This is a genomic window from Streptomyces sp. NBC_01390 (assembly GCF_045040105.1).
Lineage (GTDB): Bacteria > Actinomycetota > Actinomycetes > Streptomycetales > Streptomycetaceae > Streptomyces.
The window spans coordinates 6,643,060-6,661,449 of sequence record NZ_CP109551.1; the positions used below are offsets into that span (position 1 = coordinate 6,643,060).

Below are 18,390 nucleotides of genomic sequence, written 5' to 3' on the forward strand. Positions count from 1 at the left end.
TATGCCCAACGCGGTACGCGGCTATGCGGGGTGACGCAGAGCACGGCTTTCCGCAGAGCGGGGGTCCGTGAGCCCCGTACGGGCGGCCCGTGCCGGACAATGGGCGTGTGCTGGAGATGACGCGCGAGGAGTTCGAGGAACTGGTCGCCGAGTCCCTCGACCGGATTCCGCCGGAGCTGACGAGGCTGATGGACAACGTGGCGGTGTTCGTCGAGGACGAGCCGCCCACGGACGACCCCGAGCTGCTCGGGCTGTACGAGGGGACGCCGCTGACCGATCGCGGGGAGTGGTACGCGGGGGTGCTGCCCGACCGGATCACGATCTACCGGGGGCCGACCCTGCGGATGTGCGAGACCCGGGACGACGTGGTCGCGGAGACCGAGGTGACGGTCGTACATGAGATCGCTCACCATTTCGGGATCGACGACGAGCGGCTGCACGCACTCGGCTACGGCTGACGGGGCTTCAGGGGCTTCAGGGGCTGCGGGGGCCACTGGGCCGGGCGCGCGGAGGCTTCTGAGGGGCGCGTGTCTTCTTGTGGGCGACGGGAGTTGAGCACCTTGACTCCTCGACTCCCCACCGGAGGTGGCTGCTCGTGCGCCCCTTGCATGTACCTGTCCGACTGGCCGCCACGGTCGTGGCCGTCGCCGCTGCCGCCGGCTGCATGAGCGTGGGCGACGGCGACGCCGGCCAGGTCAAGCCTTCCCACAGCGCGGGCCAGAAGGGCGCGAAGGTGTCCGACGGAGGGGCGGCGATGACCGGCGGCGGCGGTTCCGGGTGGGCCGGCGGGTCCGCGGGTGACGCCAAACACGGGCACGGGAAGGACAAGGGGGGCGCGAAGGGGGCCAGCGGGGCGCCCGCTTCTCCGGGCGCCTCCCCGTCCGCGGGGCAGAGCGCGCCCGCGGCGGCGCCCACCAAGCCTGCCGGTGGCAGTCCCGGGCCCGTCGGCCCCGGTGCGCCCACACCGACGAAGCCGCAGCCCACACCGACGAAGACCGCCGAGCCGGAGCCGGAGCCGCCGCCCGCGTCCCCCACGCCTCCGCCGCCCTCACCGGAGCCGACGGTCGCCGAGCCGTCGTCCTCGGTGCAGCCGCAGCAGGCCCAGCCGCAGCTGATGACGCGGGAGCCCGCGCCGGAGGCCGGGGTGGCTGTCTAGACCCGTTCGATCGAAGGTTCAGAAGGGTGTTGACCTGCGATGACGGTACTCAATTTGCCCAAAGGGGAGGTGAGTGCGTATGGTAGTAGATCGTTTGATCCCATTGCCTGGCGCCGAAGAGATGCGCCGCGTGTGGCGCGTACTCTCCCTTGCCGTGGCTGACCGCATTGAGGCGGTCGAATTGCGAAATCACGGAGTTGACGGGCGCGTGCCGACGAGACTCCGGAAGGTTTCGCATTCGCATGTCCATTTCCAGTACTGATCACATCGTCGTGCCCGAGAACGAGGACAACGAGGCCATCGACCTCGACCTCGCGCAGACGGCCGCCGACACCGACGCCGCCGATGTCTCCGACACGGAGTCCGGCGAGCCGGAGATCACCTTCACCGACCTCGGTCTCCCCGAGGGCGTCGTGCGCAAGCTCACGCAGAACGGTGTGACCAGCCCCTTCCCGATCCAGGCCGCGACCATCCCGGACGCCCTGGCCGGCAAGGACATCCTCGGCCGTGGCCGTACCGGCTCCGGCAAGACCCTCTCCTTCGGCCTGCCGCTGCTGACCAAGCTGTCCGGCGGCCACACCGAGAAGAAGAAGCCCCGCGGCATCATCCTCACGCCGACCCGTGAGCTCGCGATGCAGGTCGCGGACGCCCTCCAGCCGTACGGCGACGTCCTCGGCCTGAAGATGAAGGTCGTCTGCGGCGGTACGTCGATGAGCAACCAGATGTACGCCCTGGAGCGTGGCGTCGACGTCCTCGTCGCCACCCCGGGCCGGCTGCGCGACATCATCAACCGTGGCGCCTGCTCGCTGGCGAACGTCGAGGTCGCGGTCCTCGACGAGGCCGACCAGATGTCCGACCTGGGCTTCCTGCCCGAGGTCACCGAGCTGCTCGACCAGATCCCGGGCGGCGGCCAGCGCATGCTGTTCTCGGCCACCATGGAGAACGAGATCTCCACGCTGGTCAAGCGCTACCTGACCAACCCGGTCACGCACGAGGTCGACAGCGCCCAGGGCAACGTCACGACGATGTCCCACCACATCCTCATCGTGAAGCCCAAGGACAAGGCGCCGGTCACCGCCGCGATCGCCTCCCGCAAGGGCCGCACGATCATCTTCGTCCGCACCCAGCTGGGCGCCGACCGTATCGCCGAGCAGCTGTGCGACTCCGGTGTGAAGGCCGACGCGCTGCACGGCGGTATGACGCAGGGCGCCCGTACCCGCGTCCTCGAGGACTTCAAGAAGGGCTACGTCAACGCCCTGGTCGCCACCGACGTCGCCGCGCGCGGTATCCACGTCGACGGCATCGACCTGGTCCTGAACGTGGACCCGGCCGGCGACCACAAGGACTACCTGCACCGCTCCGGCCGTACGGCCCGCGCCGGCCGCTCCGGCACCGTCGTGTCGCTGTCGCTGCCGCACCAGCGCCGCCAGATCTTCCGCCTGATGGAGGACGCGGGCGTCGACGCCTCGCGCCACATCATCCAGGGCGGTGCGGCCTTCGAGCCGGAGGTCGCCGAGATCACCGGCGCCCGGTCGATGACCGAGGTCCAGGCCGAGTCCGCGGGCAACGCCGCGCAGCAGGCCGAGCGTGAGGTCTCGCAGCTCACCAAGGAGCTGGAGCGCGCCGCCCGTCGCGCCACCGAACTGCGCGAGGAGGCCGACAGGCTGACCGCGCGTGCGGCGCGCGAGCGGGGCGAGGACCCGGAGGCGGCCGTGGCCGCGGTGGCCGAGGCCGCCGCTGCCGTCGTCATCGAGGAGGCCGCCGCCGAGGCGACGGCCGCCGCTGAGGCGCAGGCGCGCGAGGAGCGTCCGCGTCGTGACGAGCGGGGCAACTACGAGCGCCGCGACCGTCGCGACGACCGTCCCTCCGGTGGCTTCAACCGTGACAACGACCGTGGTGGTCGTTCGTTCGAGCGTCGTGACGAGCGCCCCTCGGGTTCTGGCGGCGGTTTCCGCCGGGACGACCGTCGTGATGGTGGTGACCGTGGTGGATTCCGTCGCGACGACCGTCCGTCGGGTGGCTTCAACCGTGACAACGACCGTGGTGGTCGTTCGTTCGAGCGTCGTGACGAGCGCCCCTCGGGTTCTGGCGGTGGCTTCCGCCGCGATGACCGTCGTGATGGTGGTGACCGTGGTGGATTCCGTCGCGACGACCGTCCGTCGGGTGGGTTCAACCGTGACAACGACCGTGGTGGTCGTTCGTTCGAGCGTCGTGACGAGCGCCCCTCGGGTTCTGGCGGTGGCTTCCGCCGGGACGACCGTCGTGACGGCGGCGGCGACCGTGGTGGCTTCCGCCGCGACGACCGCCCGTCCACCGGTCACCGAGGCAGCGACCGCCCCTTCAACCGCGACCGCCAGGGCGACCGCCCCGCGGGCGGCGGCTTCCGCTCCGGCAGCCACGACCGCCCGTCGTACGGCCACCGCGGCACGGGAACGGGCACGGGTTCGGGTTCCGGCTCGGGTTCGTCCTTCGGCCGCCGCGACGAGAAGCCGCGCTGGAAGCGCAACGGCTGATCGCCGAGAGCTCACTGGCTGATTGACCGCTGACTGATCACTGAAGGGCCCGTACGACTCCGGTCGTACGGGCCCTTCGGCGTTGCCGCACCTTGCTGCCCACCGGCCTCCTGCCTCAAGGCAGCGGTGAGGGAACCGTCAGGGTTCCCCTGCATGTGCCTCGTCGGCGAGAAGGCCCAGCAGGATGATGTCGAGCGCCCCGGCGAGGCGCTCGTCCAGGTCGAAGGGGGCCGGTTCCTCGCGGATCCAGCGCAGGATCGTCGAGAAGTAGCAGGCGGCCAGCAGTTGGCCGGCCTGGTCGCAGTCGACGCCCGCCCTGACCTCCCCGCACTGCCGCCCTTGCTCGACGATCCTGGCGAGTTCGACTTCCAGGGACGGGTCCTGCAGAAGGCGCCCGTACCGCGCTGACGCGTCCATCAGGACGGTGGTCTCGGCACGTGAGGCGACGTTGAGGTCGCCCATCTCCTTCAGGTATCGGCGCAGCCGGTCGCCGACCGGCAGGTCTTCCGCGTGCTCCGCGCCGAGGATCTCAGCGACGCGGGCACGGCGGCGGACTCCCCATTCCTCGAGGAAGCCGACCTTCTGCGCGAAGTGGTTGAAGACGGTCGCCCGGGCGACATCGGCGGCCTCGGCGATCTGCTCCATGGTGGTCGCCTCGTATCCCTGGGCGACGAAGAGACCGACCGCCGCCTCGTACAGCTGGTCGTGCAGCTTCCGGCGTCTGCGCTCCTGGCGCCCGACGGTCGCGCCGCCCTCGGAGGCCGCTGCCGCGTCCCGGATCTTCATGGCCCTCAGTACAGCACAGGGCTGCACGGCTCTTGACCCCTCCCCCGGACTTATCTAGATTCCTCTCCATTGCTGGACTCCAGTCCAGCAATGGATGAAAGTCTCGCGATGTTGATCGCGGGACGCCGAGAAGGAGGCAACGTGGCTTCCGTGACATCCCGCACGGGCCGTGTCGAGCTCGGACACGGCTGTTCCGCCTGGATCGCGGGCGATGTCGGATGGGGCATGAGCAACGCCGGGCTGATCACCGGCCGGGGCGAGTCACTGCTCGTCGACACCCTCTACGACCTGCGGCTGACCAAGACCATGCTCGACGGGCTGGCGCCCCTCACCGCTCCCGCACCGATCTCCACCGTGGTCAACACCCACGGCAACGGCGACCACTGGTTCGGCAACCAGCTCGTGTCCCACGCGGAGATCATCGCGGCCCGCGGGTCCGTGGCGGACATGCGTCAGGTGGGCCCCGCCGAAATGCGCGCACTGACCGGCATGGACAGCCCGGCCGGACACTTCGCCCGCCGGATCTTCGGCCGCTTCGACCACACCGACATCGAACCCGTCCTCCCGAACCGGGTCTTCGACGGCGAGACCGTCATCGACATCGGCGGGACGGAGGTCCGCCTCATCGACGTGGGGCCCGCACACAGTGCCGGCGACACGATCGTCCACGTGCCGCGGGCCCGGACCGTCTACACCGGCGACATCGTCTTCGCCGGAGCGGCGCCGGTCGTCTGGCACGGTCCCTTCACCCGCTGGCTCGCCGCCTGCGACCTGCTGCTGGGCCTCGACGCCGACATCGTCGTACCCGGCCACGGCCCCGTCACCACCAAGCAGTCCGTCCGCGAGATCCGCGACTACCTCGAGTACGTCCACGAGCAGGCCACCGCCCGCTTCACCGCCGGCATGCCCGCCATGGACGCGGCACGCGACATCCGCCTCGGCCGCTTCGCCGACCTGGACGAGAGCGAACGCCTCGCCGTCAACGTGCACACCGTCTACCGGGAGCTCGACCCCGCACTGCCCCCGCTCGACGGCCCCGGCCTGTTCGGCTGCATGGCCGAGCTTCTTCCCCGCCTCTGACGACGCTCCCCGCGCCAACGACCTCCCCTCCGTCCCCTCGGGCCGTACGACCCGCCAACCCCTCCAAGGAGGAGACATGGTCTCCACTCCTGCCTACGACCCACCGCTCGCCGCGTCCGAGGCCGCACCGGCCGCACCGGCCCGGCCCACCGGCACGATCGTGGCCGGCTGTCTGGCCGTCTGTCTGGCCCAGATCGGTCTGGTGCTGCCCGCCGCGATCAACGGCGAGATGCAGCGCACTCTCCAGACGTCCGGCGCGGAACTGACCTGGATCAGTGACGCCTTTCTGGTGCCCGCCGCCATCCTGGCGCTGACCTTCGGCGTCGTGGGCGACCGCTACGGCCGCAAGAAACTCGTCGTCGTCGCGGCGCTGCTGGCCGCCGTCGGCTACCTGGTGTCCGCGACCTCCGACACCCCGGCCCAGCTGATCACCGGCCAGGCGATCTCCGGCGTCGGAGCCGCCGCGCTCTTCCCGGCGTCCCTGGCGATGATCACCGCGAGCACGACCACCCCGGCCGCGCGCGCCAGGGGCCTGGCCTCCTGGACCGCTGCCCTGTCGCTCGGCGCCTTCATCGCCCCACTCCTGTCCGGCGGCATCGTCGAACACGCGTCCTTCCAGTGGGCGTTCGGCGTGACCGGTGTGCTCGCCGTGATCACCGCCGTGGCGGCCTGGCTGCTCGGCACCGAGTCCAGCGCCCCCGAGGGCCGCTCGCTGGACTGGCCGGGGCAGATCACCATCGCCGTGGCCATGCTCGCCCTGCTGTACGGCATCATCCAGGGGCCCTCGGACGGCTGGGGCTCGGCCTCCATCGTCGCGTCCTTCGTCACCTTCGCCGTCTTCATCGCCGCGTTCATCGTGGTGGAGAACCGCAGCGCGGCCCCGATGCTGCGGCTGAGCCTCTTCCGTATCCCGGCGTTCGCCGCGTCGGCGGCGATGGCGGTGATCGGCATGCTGGGCTTCCTCGGCGGCGCGTACGACCTGAGCATCCGGCTCGGTGTCATCCAGCACAAGAGCCCCTTCGAGGCGGCGATACCAGTCATGATCATCCAGGCGTGCACGCCGTTCATCTGGCCCCTGCTGGTCCGTCTGCTGCACCGCGTCGGACCCGGGCCCATGCTCGTCATCGGCTTCCTGGCGATGGCCTCGGGTCAGCTGTGGCTGCGGGCGCTGCCGATCCACGAGACCGCTCTGCCGCCCATGCTGGGCCCGCTGATCCTGAACGGTGTCGGCTTCGGCCTGGTCGTCGCCGCGCTCACCGCCGCCGCCGTCAACGTCGTACCGCAGAAACTGACCGGCATGGCGGCAGCCACCACCAGCCTGGTCCGCGACCTCGGCCAGACCCTCGGCCCGGCCGTCGTCGGCGCTGTCGCCCTCGGCATGGCCGCCAGCCGGCTGACCGGGAGCCTCGCGGATGCCGGACTCACCCCGAAGGAGCACGGCATCGCCTCCGCCATCCTGCACGAGGGCGGCCCGCTCGCCCTGCACAGCGTCGACCTCGGACCACTCAGCGCCAAGCTCGCCCCCTACACCACGGACGCCCTGGCCCACGGCTACAACAACGGACTGATCCTCACCGCCGCCGCCTGCGCGACCGCCGCCGTGATCGCCGCCGTCTTCGTCGGCTTCCGACCGAGCAGCACCGCGCCGGCCGAGGCGGAGGGGAGCGCGGCGTGAAGTTCGCGAGCTTCGTCCACGACGGGAAACGGCAGTCGGGAGTCGTCGCCGACGACCGGCTCCACCCCTTCGAGTACCCCGTCGACCTCCTGGACGTGATCGGGGAAGGGGAGGAGTCGCTGCGCGGGTGGGGAGAACGCGCCCTGACCGCCTCCCTGCCCGTGCCCCTGGCCGACGCGCGCCTGCTGCCTCCGCTGCAGCCGCCCACTGTTCGCGACTACATGACCTTCGAGAGCCATGTCGCGGGAGTCGCACAGGGATACGGCGACACCGTCCCCGAGGAGTGGTACGCCGCACCGGCGTTCTACTTCACCAACCCGTACGCGATGATCGGCGCCCACGACGACGTACCGGTACCGCCGGGCTGCGGGCGCTTCGACTTCGAACTCGAGGTTGCCGCCGTCATCGGCAAGGCGGGCCGGGATCTGACGCCCGAGCAGGCCCGCGACCACATCGTCGGCTACACGATCCTCAACGACTGGTCCGCCCGCGACCTCCAGGGCCGCGAAATGAGAGTCAAACTCGGCCCGGCCAAGGGGAAGGACAGCTCCGCCACCCTCGGCCCCTGGCTCGTCACCGCCGACGAACTCGAACCCCACCGCGACGCCGACGGCCTCCTCGACCTCGCCCTCACCGTCGCCGTGAACGGCGAGACGGTCGGACAGGACCGACTGGCCAACATGGCCTGGACGTTCGAGGAGATGGCGGCGTACGCCTCTCGTGGCACCTGGATCCGCCCCGGCGACGTCCTGGGCTCCGGAACCTGCGGCAACGGCGGTTGCCTGGCCGAACTCTGGGGCCGCCACGGCATCTTCGAACCACCGCCCCTCGTCCCCGGCGACACCGTCACCATGACGGTCGAGGGCATCGGCACCATCAGCAACACCGTCGTCGAGGGTGTTCCCCCGGTGCCTCTGCCACCCGCCCGCCGCAGACGATGACCACTGTGCGACGAACGTCCGACAACGCGGCGGGGGCAGATATGTTTTCGGCCAAATGAGACCTCCTGTGACGCATGTCATACCCCCAGTGCGGGCATTGCTGGGGGCATGACAGATGACGTCAGAATGAGTGGGCTGTCGGACGAGGAACGGCTCGCCCAGCTCGGTTACACCCAGGTCCTCGCCCGCCGGATGTCGGCGTTCTCCAACTACGCGGTCTCCTTCACGATCATCTCGGTCCTGTCGGGCTGCCTGACCCTGTACCTGTTCGGCATGAACACGGGCGGCCCGTCCGTGATCGTGTGGGGCTGGGTCGCCGTAGGGCTCATGACCCTCTTCGTCGGGCTGGCCATGGCCGAGATCTGCTCGGCCTACCCGACCTCCGCCGGCCTGTACTTCTGGGCGGCCCAGCTCGCTCCGCCGCGTACGGCCGCCGCGTGGGCCTGGTTCACGGGGTGGTTCAACGTGCTCGGGCAGGTCGCGGTGACCGCCGGCATCGACTTCGGGGCGGCTTCCTTCCTGGCCGCCTATCTGAACCTCCAGTTCGACTTCGAGGTCACCCCGGGCAGCACGATCCTGCTCTTCGCGGGCATCCTCGTCCTGCACGGGCTCCTCAACACCTTCGGCGTACGCATCGTGGCCCTGCTGAACAGCGTCAGCGTGTGGTGGCACGTGGTGGGCGTGGCCGTCATCGTCGGCGCGCTGACGTTCGTACCGGACAAGCACCAGTCGGCGTCCTTCGTGTTCACGGAGTTCGTGAACAACACCGGCTGGGGGAGCGGCGTGTACGTCGTCGCCCTCGGCCTGCTGATGGCCCAGTACACCTTCACCGGGTACGACGCCTCCGCACACATGACCGAAGAGACGCACGACGCGTCCACGGCCGGCCCCAAGGGCATCGTCCAGTCCATCTGGACCTCGTGGATAGCGGGCTTCGTCCTGCTCCTGGGCTTCACCTTCGCCATCCAGTCGTACGACGGCGCCCTGAAGTCCCCGACCGGCGTACCGCCCGCACAGATCCTGCTCGACGCGCTGGGCGCGACCACCGGCAAGCTGCTCCTGCTCATCGTCATCGGCGCCCAGCTGTTCTGCGGCATGGCATCGGTCACCGCCAACTCCCGCATGATCTACGCCTTCTCACGCGACGGCGCCCTCCCCTACTCCCACCTCTGGCACACGGTCAGCCCCCGCACCCGTACCCCCGTGGCGGCGGTCTGGCTGGCGGCGTTCGGCGCCCTGCTCCTGGGCCTGCCCTACCTGATCAACCTGACGGCGTACGCGGCCGTGACGTCGATCGCCGTGATCGGCCTCTACATCGCGTACGTCATCCCGACGCTGCTGCGGCTGCGCAAGGGCGAGGCGTTCGAACGGGGGCCGTGGCATCTGGGCCGGTGGTCGCGGGTGATCGGGGTGGTCTCGGTGGTCTGGGTGGCCGTGATCACGGTGCTGTTCATGCTGCCCCAGGTGGCACCGGTCACCTGGGAGAGCTTCAACTACGCCCCGCTCGCCGTCCTGGCGGTGCTGGGATTCGCGGCGCTGTGGTGGGTGACTTCGGCGCGCCACTGGTTCCTCAACCCCGACCACGAGCGCACCCTGGCCCGCGAGGCGGCTCGCAAGGGGGCACCCGAACCGGTCGATCCATAACGAGGACGACCATTTCCGGCGCGCGTCGCCACCCAGGTCGTGGAGCGACCCGGCCGTGTCTCCGATACCCGATCGGAGTCGCGGCCGGGTCCGGCTATGCTCGGGGTTGCAACATCGCGGGGACCCTTAGCTCAATTGGCAGAGCAGTGGACTTTTAATCCATTGGTTGTGGGTTCGAGTCCCACAGGGTCTACGGGTGCGGGGGAGGGGAAACCCCTTCTGACCTGCAGGGCAGCGCTCGAGTCGGCTTCGGTCGGGTCGGGCGCTGCTTCGTTTTCGGGGCCGTGCGTGAGCGATGCGTGAGCGGATGTGTCCGTGGCGGCGGCTTGCTCGGCGAGAGCGGTGCCGAGGAACAGGGTTGGCGGGACGACGTCACCCGAACTAGTCCCCCGCGGCCCACGTACCCTCGCGCCATGACGTCACGACTCCCCTTCCATCCCGGCGACGGCCGCCCTCGTTATGTCGGGCCAGCCACTGTCGTCTTCCCTGATCGCAGGGAGGTCTCCGTCACCGCGTCGCTCGTGCTGCGCCTTGACCCTTCGACGGTGGAGAACTTCAGCTACGACCGGCACAGCACCTGGGCGGGGAGCATTACCCTCGTGCAGGACGAAGACGGTGTCGACCTGTTCGATGCGGCGCCTGGAATCCTCCGCATGCCCGACGGCCGCGAGAGCGAGTTCATGGCCACCGGAGGCAGCTCCGGAGAGAACGGCTGCTCCGGGCTGGGTCCTGCCCCCTTCCATTCGGCCTGACTGCACGGGGAGCCGCAGAACTCTGCCGCGACAACACTCAGACGCCAAGCACCTGCACCGCACTCTGGCTTCGGTACTGGTAGGGACTCGTATGCAACTGTCGCCGGTTCACCGTGGAACCCAGCTGGTGACCGTATGTGATCCCCGATGGCGTATCGGCTCCAGGTCCCTCCGCCCTCGGGAGCAAGGCGGGTTGTAGGGACGGGTCTTGTTTGCTTACGTGGCGTCGTGTTGCCGGACCGACAGAACCACATGCAGTGTGGTCCGTTGGAGGTCTGGTGGCAGCTGTGCTCCCGGTGGAACATTCGGATCCATGGGGAATAGCGAAAACAGCCAGCATGGCCCACCTTCGTGGCCTTCGTCCACACCGCCGACGGCGATGTCGTCGAAGCGTCCCTGACTCCACGAAGGGGCTGGACCTACACCAAGGTCCGCCTGACGACGAACTTGGCCGCGCTCAACATCATTCTCGACCGTCTGAAAGCCGGAGAAGGCATACGCGTGACGGTTCCTGATCCGCCCACACCTCCCCGTCAGATCGTGATCACGCGGAGCGCCAACCGGGGCGCCCGTGTGGCCGGGTCGCAGAAGGGTAAGAGCAGGCAGGCGCTGATCGAGTTGGTGACGTCCGCAGTGGAGATGCACCAAGAGACGAAGGTTGTCAAAGAGGCTGAAGAGGCCGCGAAGCGTCGCGCAGAAGAGCTGCTGAAGTCCGCGCACGAGCGCCAGGACGAACGAACCCCCTCGGTCAGCCTGCGTACAGTGTCCGGCGGCCTGCCGACCTTGGGGCGCCGCAAGTGACGAGGCAGATGGAACATCTGTGTCAGATCGTGCGCTAAGTGCGTTGTGGCTAACCGGATTTCGTTCGAGGTGTGCGGCGCGGGTGATCATCTGGACAGAGGTACGGGTGCGGTCGCGGGCATGAAAGAACGGGCTCCTTGGTAGTGACGCGGTTACGACACCAGCACGACCAAGGAAGCCCGTTGCCCGATCAGTTGAGCAGCATCTCTGTGCCTGCGTCCACCGCGGTCACTCCTGGGTGTGACTGCTACGTGCACCGGTTCGGTTCGATCGCTCCAGGGCTGCGGGCACGCTGCTATCCCAGTGACATGACGGATGCGGAGTGGGCCGAGGTCCGCTCCGCGGTGCCGGTGCCGGCCTGGCTCCTCAAGCGGGGCGGGCGTCCGGAGGCGTACTGCCACCGCGAGATACTCGACGCTGTGCGTTATCTGGTCGACAACGGTGTGAAGTGGGCGGCTCTGCCGGTCGATTTCCCGTACTGGCGGGCGGTCTACGACTTCTTCCGCCGCTGGCGGTCCTACGACTACGTGCGTGAGCTGTACCAACGCCTGCGACGTTCGGCGAGGGAACGCTCAGGCCGCAACGCCGAGCCCAGTGCGGCAATCATCGACAGTCAGTCGGTGGACGCCTCCGAGACCGTGGGCGAGGATAGCCGCGGATACGACGGCGGCAAGTCACGTGACGGGCGCAAGCGCCACATCCTGACCGACACCGAGGGCCTGCTCCTCGAAGTCACCGTGACCACGGCCGATGTGCACGACTCCAAGGCTGCCCCCGCGCTGCTGGAGACGTTCATGGACCAGCCGGGCCGGCTGCTGAAACTGGTGTGGGTCGACAGCGCCTACCAGGGGCCGGCGCTGGCGAAGGCGTTCGCCCGCCACGGAGTCCGCATCGAGGTCGTGCGCCGCTCCGACGGGCAACGCGGATTTGTCGTACTGGCCCGCAGGTGGGTCGTGGAGCGCACGCTGAGCTGGCTCTCCCGCTCACGCCGCCTCAACCGTGACCACGAACGCCGCCCCGACCACCACCAGCAGATGGTGTGGTGGGCCGCCGTGATCAGGCTGTCCCGGCGCCTGGCTGCTGACGCTCCGCGATGGCCGGAGAAACGCCCCGGCCGACTGCTCCGGGCGCGGGCATGAACCGTCCGTCCTTCGCCCGCACCAGCCAGCCCCGCTTCTCCAGCACGTAGGCACGGTGACGGATCTTCTCCACCTCGTTCTTGATCTCCGCCTCCCGGCCCACCGCCCGCGTCAGCTCCACCCCGTTCACCGGCCCCGAAGCGGCCACCACCGCGGCGAACACCTCCTGATACAGGCCGCCGAGCACCTCCTCGCCCATGCCCGACCGCCACACCGGCGGCCGCTCGCCATGCCCCGCGCCGGGGCCGCCCGATCCCCCAGCAGCAGCCGCCCCACCATCAGAAGGCACGGAGACCGGCGTCTTCACCAGGCTCTCCCCGGCCAGCACCGACACGAGCTCCTCACGCCCCACCCGGGCCCGCTCGACTCGCTCCCGCGCGGCATCCACCTCCGCCTGAGCCTGCTCCAGGACCTCCGTCCAGGACTCCAGATCCTGCCTCGCCCGCGCCTCACGCTGTTCCATCAACCCCAGCACCGACGGCATCGCACCCTCCTCGATCAACAACAAGCCGTCCGCTGCCTGCCCCTACCCCTCCGCGATCATGCCCCGCAGACGACGAAGCCCCTGCTCATCGAACAGGGACTCCCTTTGCCACAACGCACTGAGACAATGCGGTCACTGCTGCGCCCAGCTCGTACGCGGCCACCAGCTCCGCCACCTCGCCTGGCGACAGCTTGTCGTTCTCCTTGATCTCCGTCGCCACGGCGACGTCTACAACAGCAGGCTCTACCTGCGCACGTACGACCCCGCCATGTCTCTCCAGCGTCTTGATCAGGCGCAGCAGCAGGGGTGCGCTCGGGTTCGAAAGGGAGTCGGCCAGGCGCACAGAGAGAAGGGCCAGCTCAGGAGAGGTTTCCTCTCGGGCTGGCCCTTCGCCGTATCCAGGCTCGTGCCACACCCGTGCCACTACATCTGTGTGGAGGCCGGATCCCCTGGTCGAAGGTGCGCTGTGAATCGCGGCACGTACGTCATCCCCCCGCCCGACGAAGTCAGGCGAGCTTCTTCATCTGCGCGTCGACGATGTCCTGGGGGATGGTCGGGGGTTGGAAGGGGTTGAGGGACAGGAAGGTGGCGATGGTGGAGTCCTGGCGGACGACCAGGATGGTGATGGGGATACTGGGTCCCCCGCTGTTGATGATCTGGGTGGCGTCGAAGGCAAGGGTCTCGTCGCCGTAACCGGAAACGGACCGGGGCTGGGTGCCGGAATACCCCAGCCCAGCACCCGGGTGAGCAGCGGACGGGCGCATCTCGGTGGTGGCGCACTTCGGAAGCGCTGCGCGCAGTTCGGTCATCACCGTGCGGGCGTCGGCAAGGGTGTAGGACGTCAGGCCGACACTCGCGTGCGGCCCGAAGTCGTCGGAGGCGGACACGATGTCCTGGCTGACCTGGGCCGTGAAGTCGTGCAGGCTGCCCAGCTGTGCCGCCGCGAAGACGGGTCGGCAAGGTGCGGGTGCGACGGTGCGGTAGGTCGTGAGGTCGTCGTGGTTCACCGGGCTGCCCTTGCCCGTGACGGTGTTGACGGTATAGCCGGGGACGTCTTGCGCGGTCAGCGCCAGGCGGTCGAGGCCCTTCTGGCTGAGGCCCTTCCCGGCCGTGGAGGCGGGCGATCCGGATGCCTGCCGCGACGCCGAGCTCGCAGACGGGGCGGCCCCGGCGGTCGCAGAGTGCTTACGTCCCTCAGCATCGTCCCCGCTGTCCGTACCGCACGCGCCGGTCAGCGCCAGCACCGACACGACGCCCGCCGCCGCAACGCCCCGTCTTCCGACCGCAGAAGCATTCATCATTCGCCCACCCCCGGGCGCCCCGACTCGGAGCACCCTCACGAGAAGCCCCGGCGTGTGCCGAGGCTGAAGTTCACAGGGAGCCTAGCGGGAACAGCCGGTGGGTTCACGGTGAGTGAGCGCGGGTGCGGTGGTGGCTGGTGCGGGCTCGGGTCTGGTGCCGGCTGTCTGCGGGCCGGTGCGTTCATGTGGTGCTCAACCCCATTGCGCGGCGCGCGCCCTTCACCGTGCGGGCGGTGGGCGCGATGAAGGCGTGCAGCAGTTGCAGCGCGCCGTCGCACTGGCCGCCGACGGCTGCGAGGTCGCGGTGCCGACGTCCGCGGGTGCCCCGGCCTGAGGGGTCGACGAGGTCTAGTTCGTGGACGACTTCGTGTCGGGCGTTGAAGAACGGCTGGTGACTCTTGAGTATCTGATCGTCGAGGGCGGGCTCCTGCTTCAAGCCGAGGGCGTTACGGCAGCGGATGAGGTCGGTACCACCCTGGATGCTGGAGCCAGCCAGGTCCTCAACGTAAAGATCGATCAGAGCGGATCGCGGGTCGATGTTGACGACGGCCTGCTTGGTGGCCTTGGTCATGTCGCCGACGAGGCGGTTGGCCATGAAGTGGGCGGCGAAGGCGCCATGCGCGTCGCCGGTCGTGGAGAGCAGGGTGTGCAGGGAATCTCGCAGCAGGGTGCGCAGGCAGGCATCGATACCGGCCGCAGTGAAGACAATGGCGGCTCGGGCCTGGTCGCGGTGGGTCTCGGAGACGGCGCCGCGCATGTCGTCCTGACCAGCGCGCAGTTCGTTGAGGGTGGTGAACAGCCCGCCTACGGACTTGTGGGTGGCAACCAGACGGGCCCAACTTCGCTCGACCTCCGGTGGGCAGCCGTGAGGCTTGCGGGGAAGGTCGCTCAACTCGACGAGGGTCAGTTTCGTCAACGTCTCTCCTTGGCCGTGTCCGCGAGGTGCCCGTGGCCTTACTGACCATTATCTGGAGGACGACTTCAGGCCAGCCTCGCCACAGGCACCGCTCTTGCCGCGTCAGCCCTCCGAGGCGACCCGGAGGGCTGACGCGCGGCATTTGCTTCCGGTGATGGTCCCGGATGCCTCGTCGGCGAGTTCCGGTTCGCCGCGGTTCAGCTTCGACTTGAGGGTCGCGAAGCCCTTCCTGACGTACGGGGCGGCTTTAACCGCCGCGGCGGTCACCACAATGCCCGCCGCGGCGGCGCCAGCCATGGCCAGCTTGAGCATCGCCTCCGCCTCGGCCCGGGTGAGCAGGTCGTCGTCGGCCGGGAAGAGCACGCTATGGCCGGCGAGGTGGTTGTCTTCGTCGCGCAGGAGGCTGCTGCGCCCGCCAGGCGTGGTGCTCGACTGCGAGAGACGAGTGTCGGCCGGGTACTCGACGATCATCTTCTCCCGGACCATCCTGGGCCCGTCTTCAGTGGTCATGGGGCAACTGTAAGGACCAGGGCGGCCGTCGGGAGGTGTAACGCCTGAGGCTCCCACTGTATCTATGAAAGTGTCGCGTCCCCGGGGGCCCCACCCCACGAGAGCGGGAAATCATGCCCCCGCGCGCGTCAACCAGAACAGGCTTGCAGAGCAGAGCGCCCTTCCCCTGCGGACCGGGTCGACGCCCCGTCAGCCGCCCACCAGGGCTGACGAACACTTAGTGCGTTGTGGCAAAGGGAGTCCCTGTTCGATGAGCAGGGGCTTCGTCGTCTGCGGGGCATGATCGCGGAGGGGTAGGGGCAGGCAGCGGACGGCTTGTTGTTGATCGAGGAGGGTGCGATGCCGTCGGTGCTGGGGTTGATGGAACAGCGTGAGGCGCGGGCGAGGCAGGATCTGGAGTCCTGGACGGAGGTCCTGGAGCAGGCTCAGGCGGAGGTGGATGCCGCGCGGGAGCGAGTCGAGCGGGCCCGGGTGGGGCGTGAGGAGCTCGTGTCGGTGCTGGCCGGGGAGAGCCTGGTGAAGACGCCGGTCTCCGTGCCTTCTGATGGTGGGGCGGCTGCTGCTGGGGGATCGGGCGGCCCCGGCGCGGGGCATGGCGAGCGGCCGCCGGTGTGGCGGTCGGGCATGGGCGAGGAGGTGCTCGGCGGCCTGTATCAGGAGGTGTTCGCCGCGGTGGTGGCCGCTTCGGGGCCGGTGAACGGGGTGGAGCTGACGCGGGCGGTGGGCCGGGAGGCGGAGATCAAGAACGAGGTGGAGAAGATCCGTCACCGTGCCTACGTGCTGGAGAAGCGGGGCTGGCTGGTGCGGGCGAAGGACGGACGGTTCATGCCCGCGCCCGGAGCAGTCGGCCGGGGCGTTTCTCCGGCCATCGCGGAGCGTCAGCAGCCAGGCGCCGGGACAGCCTGATCACGGCGGCCCACCACACCATCTGCTGGTGGTGGTCGGGGCGGCGTTCGTGGTCACGGTTGAGGCGGCGTGAGCGGGAGAGCCAGCTCAGCGTGCGCTCCACGACCCACCTGCGGGCCAGTACGACAAATCCGCGTTGCCCGTCGGAGCGGCGCACGACCTCGATGCGGACTCCGTGGCGGGCGAACGCCTTCGCCAGCGCCGGCCCCTGGTAGGCGCTGTCGACCCACACCAGTTTCAGCAGCCGGCCCGGCTGGTCCATGAACGTCTCCAGCAGCGCGGGGGCAGCCTTGGAGTCGTGCACATCGGCCGTGGTCACGGTGACTTCGAGGAGCAGGCCCTCGGTGTCGGTCAGGATGTGGCGCTTGCGCCCGTCACGTGACTTGCCGCCGTCGTATCCGCGGCTATCCTCGCCCACGGTCTCGGAGGCGTCCACCGACTGACTGTCGATGATTGCCGCACTGGGCTCGGCGTTGCGGCCTGAGCGTTCCCTCGCCGAACGTCGCAGGCGTTGGTACAGCTCACGCACGTAGTCGTAGGACCGCCAGCGGCGGAAGAAGTCGTAGACCGCCCGCCAGTACGGGAAATCGACCGGCAGAGCCGCCCACTTCACACCGTTGTCGACCAGATAACGCACAGCGTCGAGTATCTCGCGGTGGCAGTACGCCTCCGGACGCCCGCCCCGCTTGAGGAGCCAGGCCGGCACCGGCACCGCGGAGCGGACCTCGGCCCACTCCGCATCCGTCATGTCACTGGGATAGCAGCGTGCCCGCAGCCCTGGAGCGATCGAACCGAACCGGTGCACGTAGCAGTCACACCCAGGAGTGACCGCGGTGGACGCAGGCACAGAGATGCTGCTCAACTGATCGGGCAACGGGCTTCCTTGGTCGTGCTGGTGTCGTAACCGCGTCACTACCAAGGAGCCCGTTCTTTCATGCCCGCGACCGCACCCGTACCTCTGTCCAGATGATCACCCGCGCCGCACACCTCGAACGAAATCCGGTTAGCCACAACGCACTCAGCGCTTTGGTGTGCACCGTCAGACCGTCGACCACCACTTGGCGCGAGCGGGAGTTGCCAAACGATCGCAGCTCAAAAAGAACCATCACGGATGGTCAAGGCCAAGGAACTCTACGAGCAGGGCTGGAGCGCACGGCAAATCGGTGCGCAACTTGGTGTTTGCACCAGTACGGTCAGCAAGAAACTCAAGCGGGCGGGTGTAGAGATGCGCGATCCGCATAAGCGAGGATAGCCACACGCCTTGCCCTTTATTCCATCCCCATCTGTCGCGACTTGACAGATGGGGATGGTTGTTTCTTTTCCATTGCGGACGAGATCTTACGTTCGCATAGCTATAACCAACAGCATCAACCACTAACAGCAAGGAGCTTCAAATGAGCGAACAACAACCAGATGCGCAACCACAGGTTTCAGCAGCGGCGGAAGAAGAACGCAAGGTCGCCGCCTTCGCCGTGCGCATCGATCCGGTGCTTCGGGAACAGATCGAGGGTCTACCTGGCGTCACCGGGCACAGCGTGAACGACGTTGGCGTGGAAGCCCTCAATGGCTGGGTAGCAAAAACGCTCACCGACGAAGCTGTCCAACAAAAAGCCATGGCCGAGTTGGATGCCGAGGAGAAGAGGCTTCAGGAGCGGCGGGCTGCCATAGCCGGGGTCTTAGGTACCAAGGCGAGCGAAGGGGCCACCTCGGGCGATACTGCATCTGAAGCAATCTTTACTAGTCGAGGCGGTAGATGGAAGACTTCATAGAATGGGACGCCTCAACA

At 68.6% G+C, this 18,390-nt stretch carries 20 protein-coding genes and 1 tRNA gene; 14 read left to right on the forward strand and 7 right to left on the reverse strand.

Annotated elements, in window-relative coordinates; all coding sequences use genetic code 11:
• Positions 1 to 107 precede the first annotated feature (107 nt).
• From OG241_RS29965 to OG241_RS29975, 3 genes are all read left to right on the forward strand, one after another.
• A complete protein-coding gene (locus OG241_RS29965; RefSeq protein WP_189150830.1) occupies positions 108 to 458 on the forward strand; it encodes a metallopeptidase family protein in 351 nt (116 codons plus the stop codon).
• Positions 459 to 595: 137 nt separating this feature from the next.
• Complete coding sequence (locus tag OG241_RS29970; RefSeq protein ID WP_405819555.1) at positions 596 to 1,156, forward strand: hypothetical protein; 561 nt, start codon at positions 596 to 598, stop codon at positions 1,154 to 1,156.
• Positions 1,157 to 1,398: 242 nt separating this feature from the next.
• Positions 1,399 to 3,669, forward strand: a complete 2,271-nt coding sequence (locus OG241_RS29975; protein WP_405819556.1) for a DEAD/DEAH box helicase — start codon at positions 1,399 to 1,401, stop codon at positions 3,667 to 3,669.
• Between the two features lie 138 nt (positions 3,670 to 3,807).
• Here the strand turns inward: OG241_RS29975 and OG241_RS29980 are convergent, their stop codons facing one another.
• Positions 3,808 to 4,455 carry a TetR/AcrR family transcriptional regulator gene (locus tag OG241_RS29980; protein ID WP_405819558.1) on the reverse strand — a complete coding sequence of 216 codons (648 nt, stop codon included), beginning with the start codon at positions 4,453 to 4,455 and terminating at the stop codon, positions 3,808 to 3,810.
• 141 nt (positions 4,456 to 4,596) lie between these two features.
• Between OG241_RS29980 and OG241_RS29985 the strand changes: the two genes are divergently transcribed.
• The 8 genes from OG241_RS29985 (at position 4,597) to OG241_RS30020 (ending at position 12,487) form a co-directional block, all read left to right on the forward strand.
• Positions 4,597 to 5,535 (forward strand): MBL fold metallo-hydrolase, encoded by a 939-nt coding sequence (locus tag OG241_RS29985; RefSeq protein WP_405819560.1) that lies wholly within the window; start codon positions 4,597 to 4,599, stop codon positions 5,533 to 5,535.
• A gap of 76 nt (positions 5,536 to 5,611) precedes the next feature.
• Entirely contained in the window at positions 5,612 to 7,210 is a 1,599-nt protein-coding gene (locus tag OG241_RS29990; RefSeq protein ID WP_405819561.1) for an MFS transporter, read from the forward strand.
• Positions 7,207 to 8,151, forward strand: coding sequence for a fumarylacetoacetate hydrolase family protein (locus OG241_RS29995; RefSeq protein WP_405819563.1), 945 nt, complete (start codon positions 7,207 to 7,209; stop codon positions 8,149 to 8,151). The genes OG241_RS29990 and OG241_RS29995 overlap by 4 nt, the downstream gene beginning before the upstream one ends.
• 108 nt (positions 8,152 to 8,259) lie before the next feature.
• On the forward strand, positions 8,260 to 9,795 hold the full coding sequence (locus OG241_RS30000; RefSeq protein ID WP_405819565.1) for an amino acid permease: 1,536 nt from the start codon (positions 8,260 to 8,262) through the stop codon (positions 9,793 to 9,795).
• 120 nt (positions 9,796 to 9,915) lie between these two features.
• Positions 9,916 to 9,988: transfer RNA gene (locus tag OG241_RS30005), tRNA-Lys, on the forward strand.
• Positions 9,989 to 10,208: 220 nt separating this feature from the next.
• Positions 10,209 to 10,547 carry a hypothetical protein gene (locus OG241_RS30010; RefSeq protein ID WP_405819567.1) on the forward strand — a complete coding sequence of 113 codons (339 nt, stop codon included), beginning with the start codon at positions 10,209 to 10,211 and terminating at the stop codon, positions 10,545 to 10,547.
• A 351-nt stretch (positions 10,548 to 10,898) separates the two neighbouring features.
• On the forward strand, positions 10,899 to 11,348 hold the full coding sequence (locus tag OG241_RS30015) for a hypothetical protein (RefSeq protein ID WP_405819569.1): 450 nt from the start codon (positions 10,899 to 10,901) through the stop codon (positions 11,346 to 11,348).
• Positions 11,349 to 11,656: 308 nt separating this feature from the next.
• Positions 11,657 to 12,487: an IS5 family transposase gene (locus OG241_RS30020; RefSeq protein WP_405817980.1), complete on the forward strand. Its 831-nt coding sequence runs from the start codon at positions 11,657 to 11,659 to the stop codon at positions 12,485 to 12,487.
• Here the strand turns inward: OG241_RS30020 and OG241_RS30025 are convergent.
• The 5 genes from OG241_RS30025 to OG241_RS30045 form a co-directional block, all read right to left on the reverse strand.
• The gene (locus OG241_RS30025; protein WP_405817982.1) at positions 12,405 to 12,971 is read right to left on the reverse strand and encodes a hypothetical protein; all 567 of its coding nucleotides are present in this window, start codon (positions 12,969 to 12,971) and stop codon (positions 12,405 to 12,407) included. The two genes, OG241_RS30020 and OG241_RS30025, sit on opposite strands and share 83 nt — an antisense overlap.
• Positions 12,972 to 13,056: 85 nt before the next feature.
• Positions 13,057 to 13,314, reverse strand: a complete 258-nt coding sequence (locus OG241_RS30030; RefSeq protein WP_405819571.1) for a hypothetical protein — start codon at positions 13,312 to 13,314, stop codon at positions 13,057 to 13,059.
• Positions 13,315 to 13,477: 163 nt separating this feature from the next.
• Positions 13,478 to 14,272 carry a hypothetical protein gene (locus OG241_RS30035; protein WP_405819573.1) on the reverse strand — a complete coding sequence of 265 codons (795 nt, stop codon included), beginning with the start codon at positions 14,270 to 14,272 and terminating at the stop codon, positions 13,478 to 13,480.
• Positions 14,273 to 14,453: 181 nt separating this feature from the next.
• Positions 14,454 to 15,188 carry a hypothetical protein gene (locus OG241_RS30040; protein WP_405819574.1) on the reverse strand — a complete coding sequence of 245 codons (735 nt, stop codon included), beginning with the start codon at positions 15,186 to 15,188 and terminating at the stop codon, positions 14,454 to 14,456.
• Between the two features lie 102 nt (positions 15,189 to 15,290).
• Positions 15,291 to 15,698 (reverse strand): hypothetical protein, encoded by a 408-nt coding sequence (locus OG241_RS30045; protein WP_405819576.1) that lies wholly within the window; start codon positions 15,696 to 15,698, stop codon positions 15,291 to 15,293.
• Positions 15,699 to 16,037: 339 nt separating this feature from the next.
• Between OG241_RS30045 and OG241_RS30050 the strand changes: the two genes are divergently transcribed.
• Complete coding sequence (locus tag OG241_RS30050) at positions 16,038 to 16,604, forward strand: hypothetical protein (RefSeq protein ID WP_405817982.1); 567 nt, start codon at positions 16,038 to 16,040, stop codon at positions 16,602 to 16,604.
• On the opposite strand, the gene OG241_RS30055 is transcribed toward OG241_RS30050, so the two are convergent.
• Complete coding sequence (locus tag OG241_RS30055) at positions 16,522 to 17,352, reverse strand: IS5 family transposase (RefSeq protein WP_405817980.1); 831 nt, start codon at positions 17,350 to 17,352, stop codon at positions 16,522 to 16,524. The genes OG241_RS30050 and OG241_RS30055 overlap by 83 nt on opposite strands.
• A gap of 363 nt (positions 17,353 to 17,715) precedes the next feature.
• On the opposite strand from OG241_RS30055, the gene OG241_RS30060 reads away from it, so the two are divergent.
• Positions 17,716 to 17,856 carry a helix-turn-helix domain-containing protein gene (locus OG241_RS30060; RefSeq protein WP_405819578.1) on the forward strand — a complete coding sequence of 47 codons (141 nt, stop codon included), beginning with the start codon at positions 17,716 to 17,718 and terminating at the stop codon, positions 17,854 to 17,856.
• A 142-nt stretch (positions 17,857 to 17,998) separates the two neighbouring features.
• Positions 17,999 to 18,373: a hypothetical protein gene (locus OG241_RS30065; protein ID WP_405819580.1), complete on the forward strand. Its 375-nt coding sequence runs from the start codon at positions 17,999 to 18,001 to the stop codon at positions 18,371 to 18,373.
• Positions 18,374 to 18,390 lie beyond the last annotated feature (17 nt).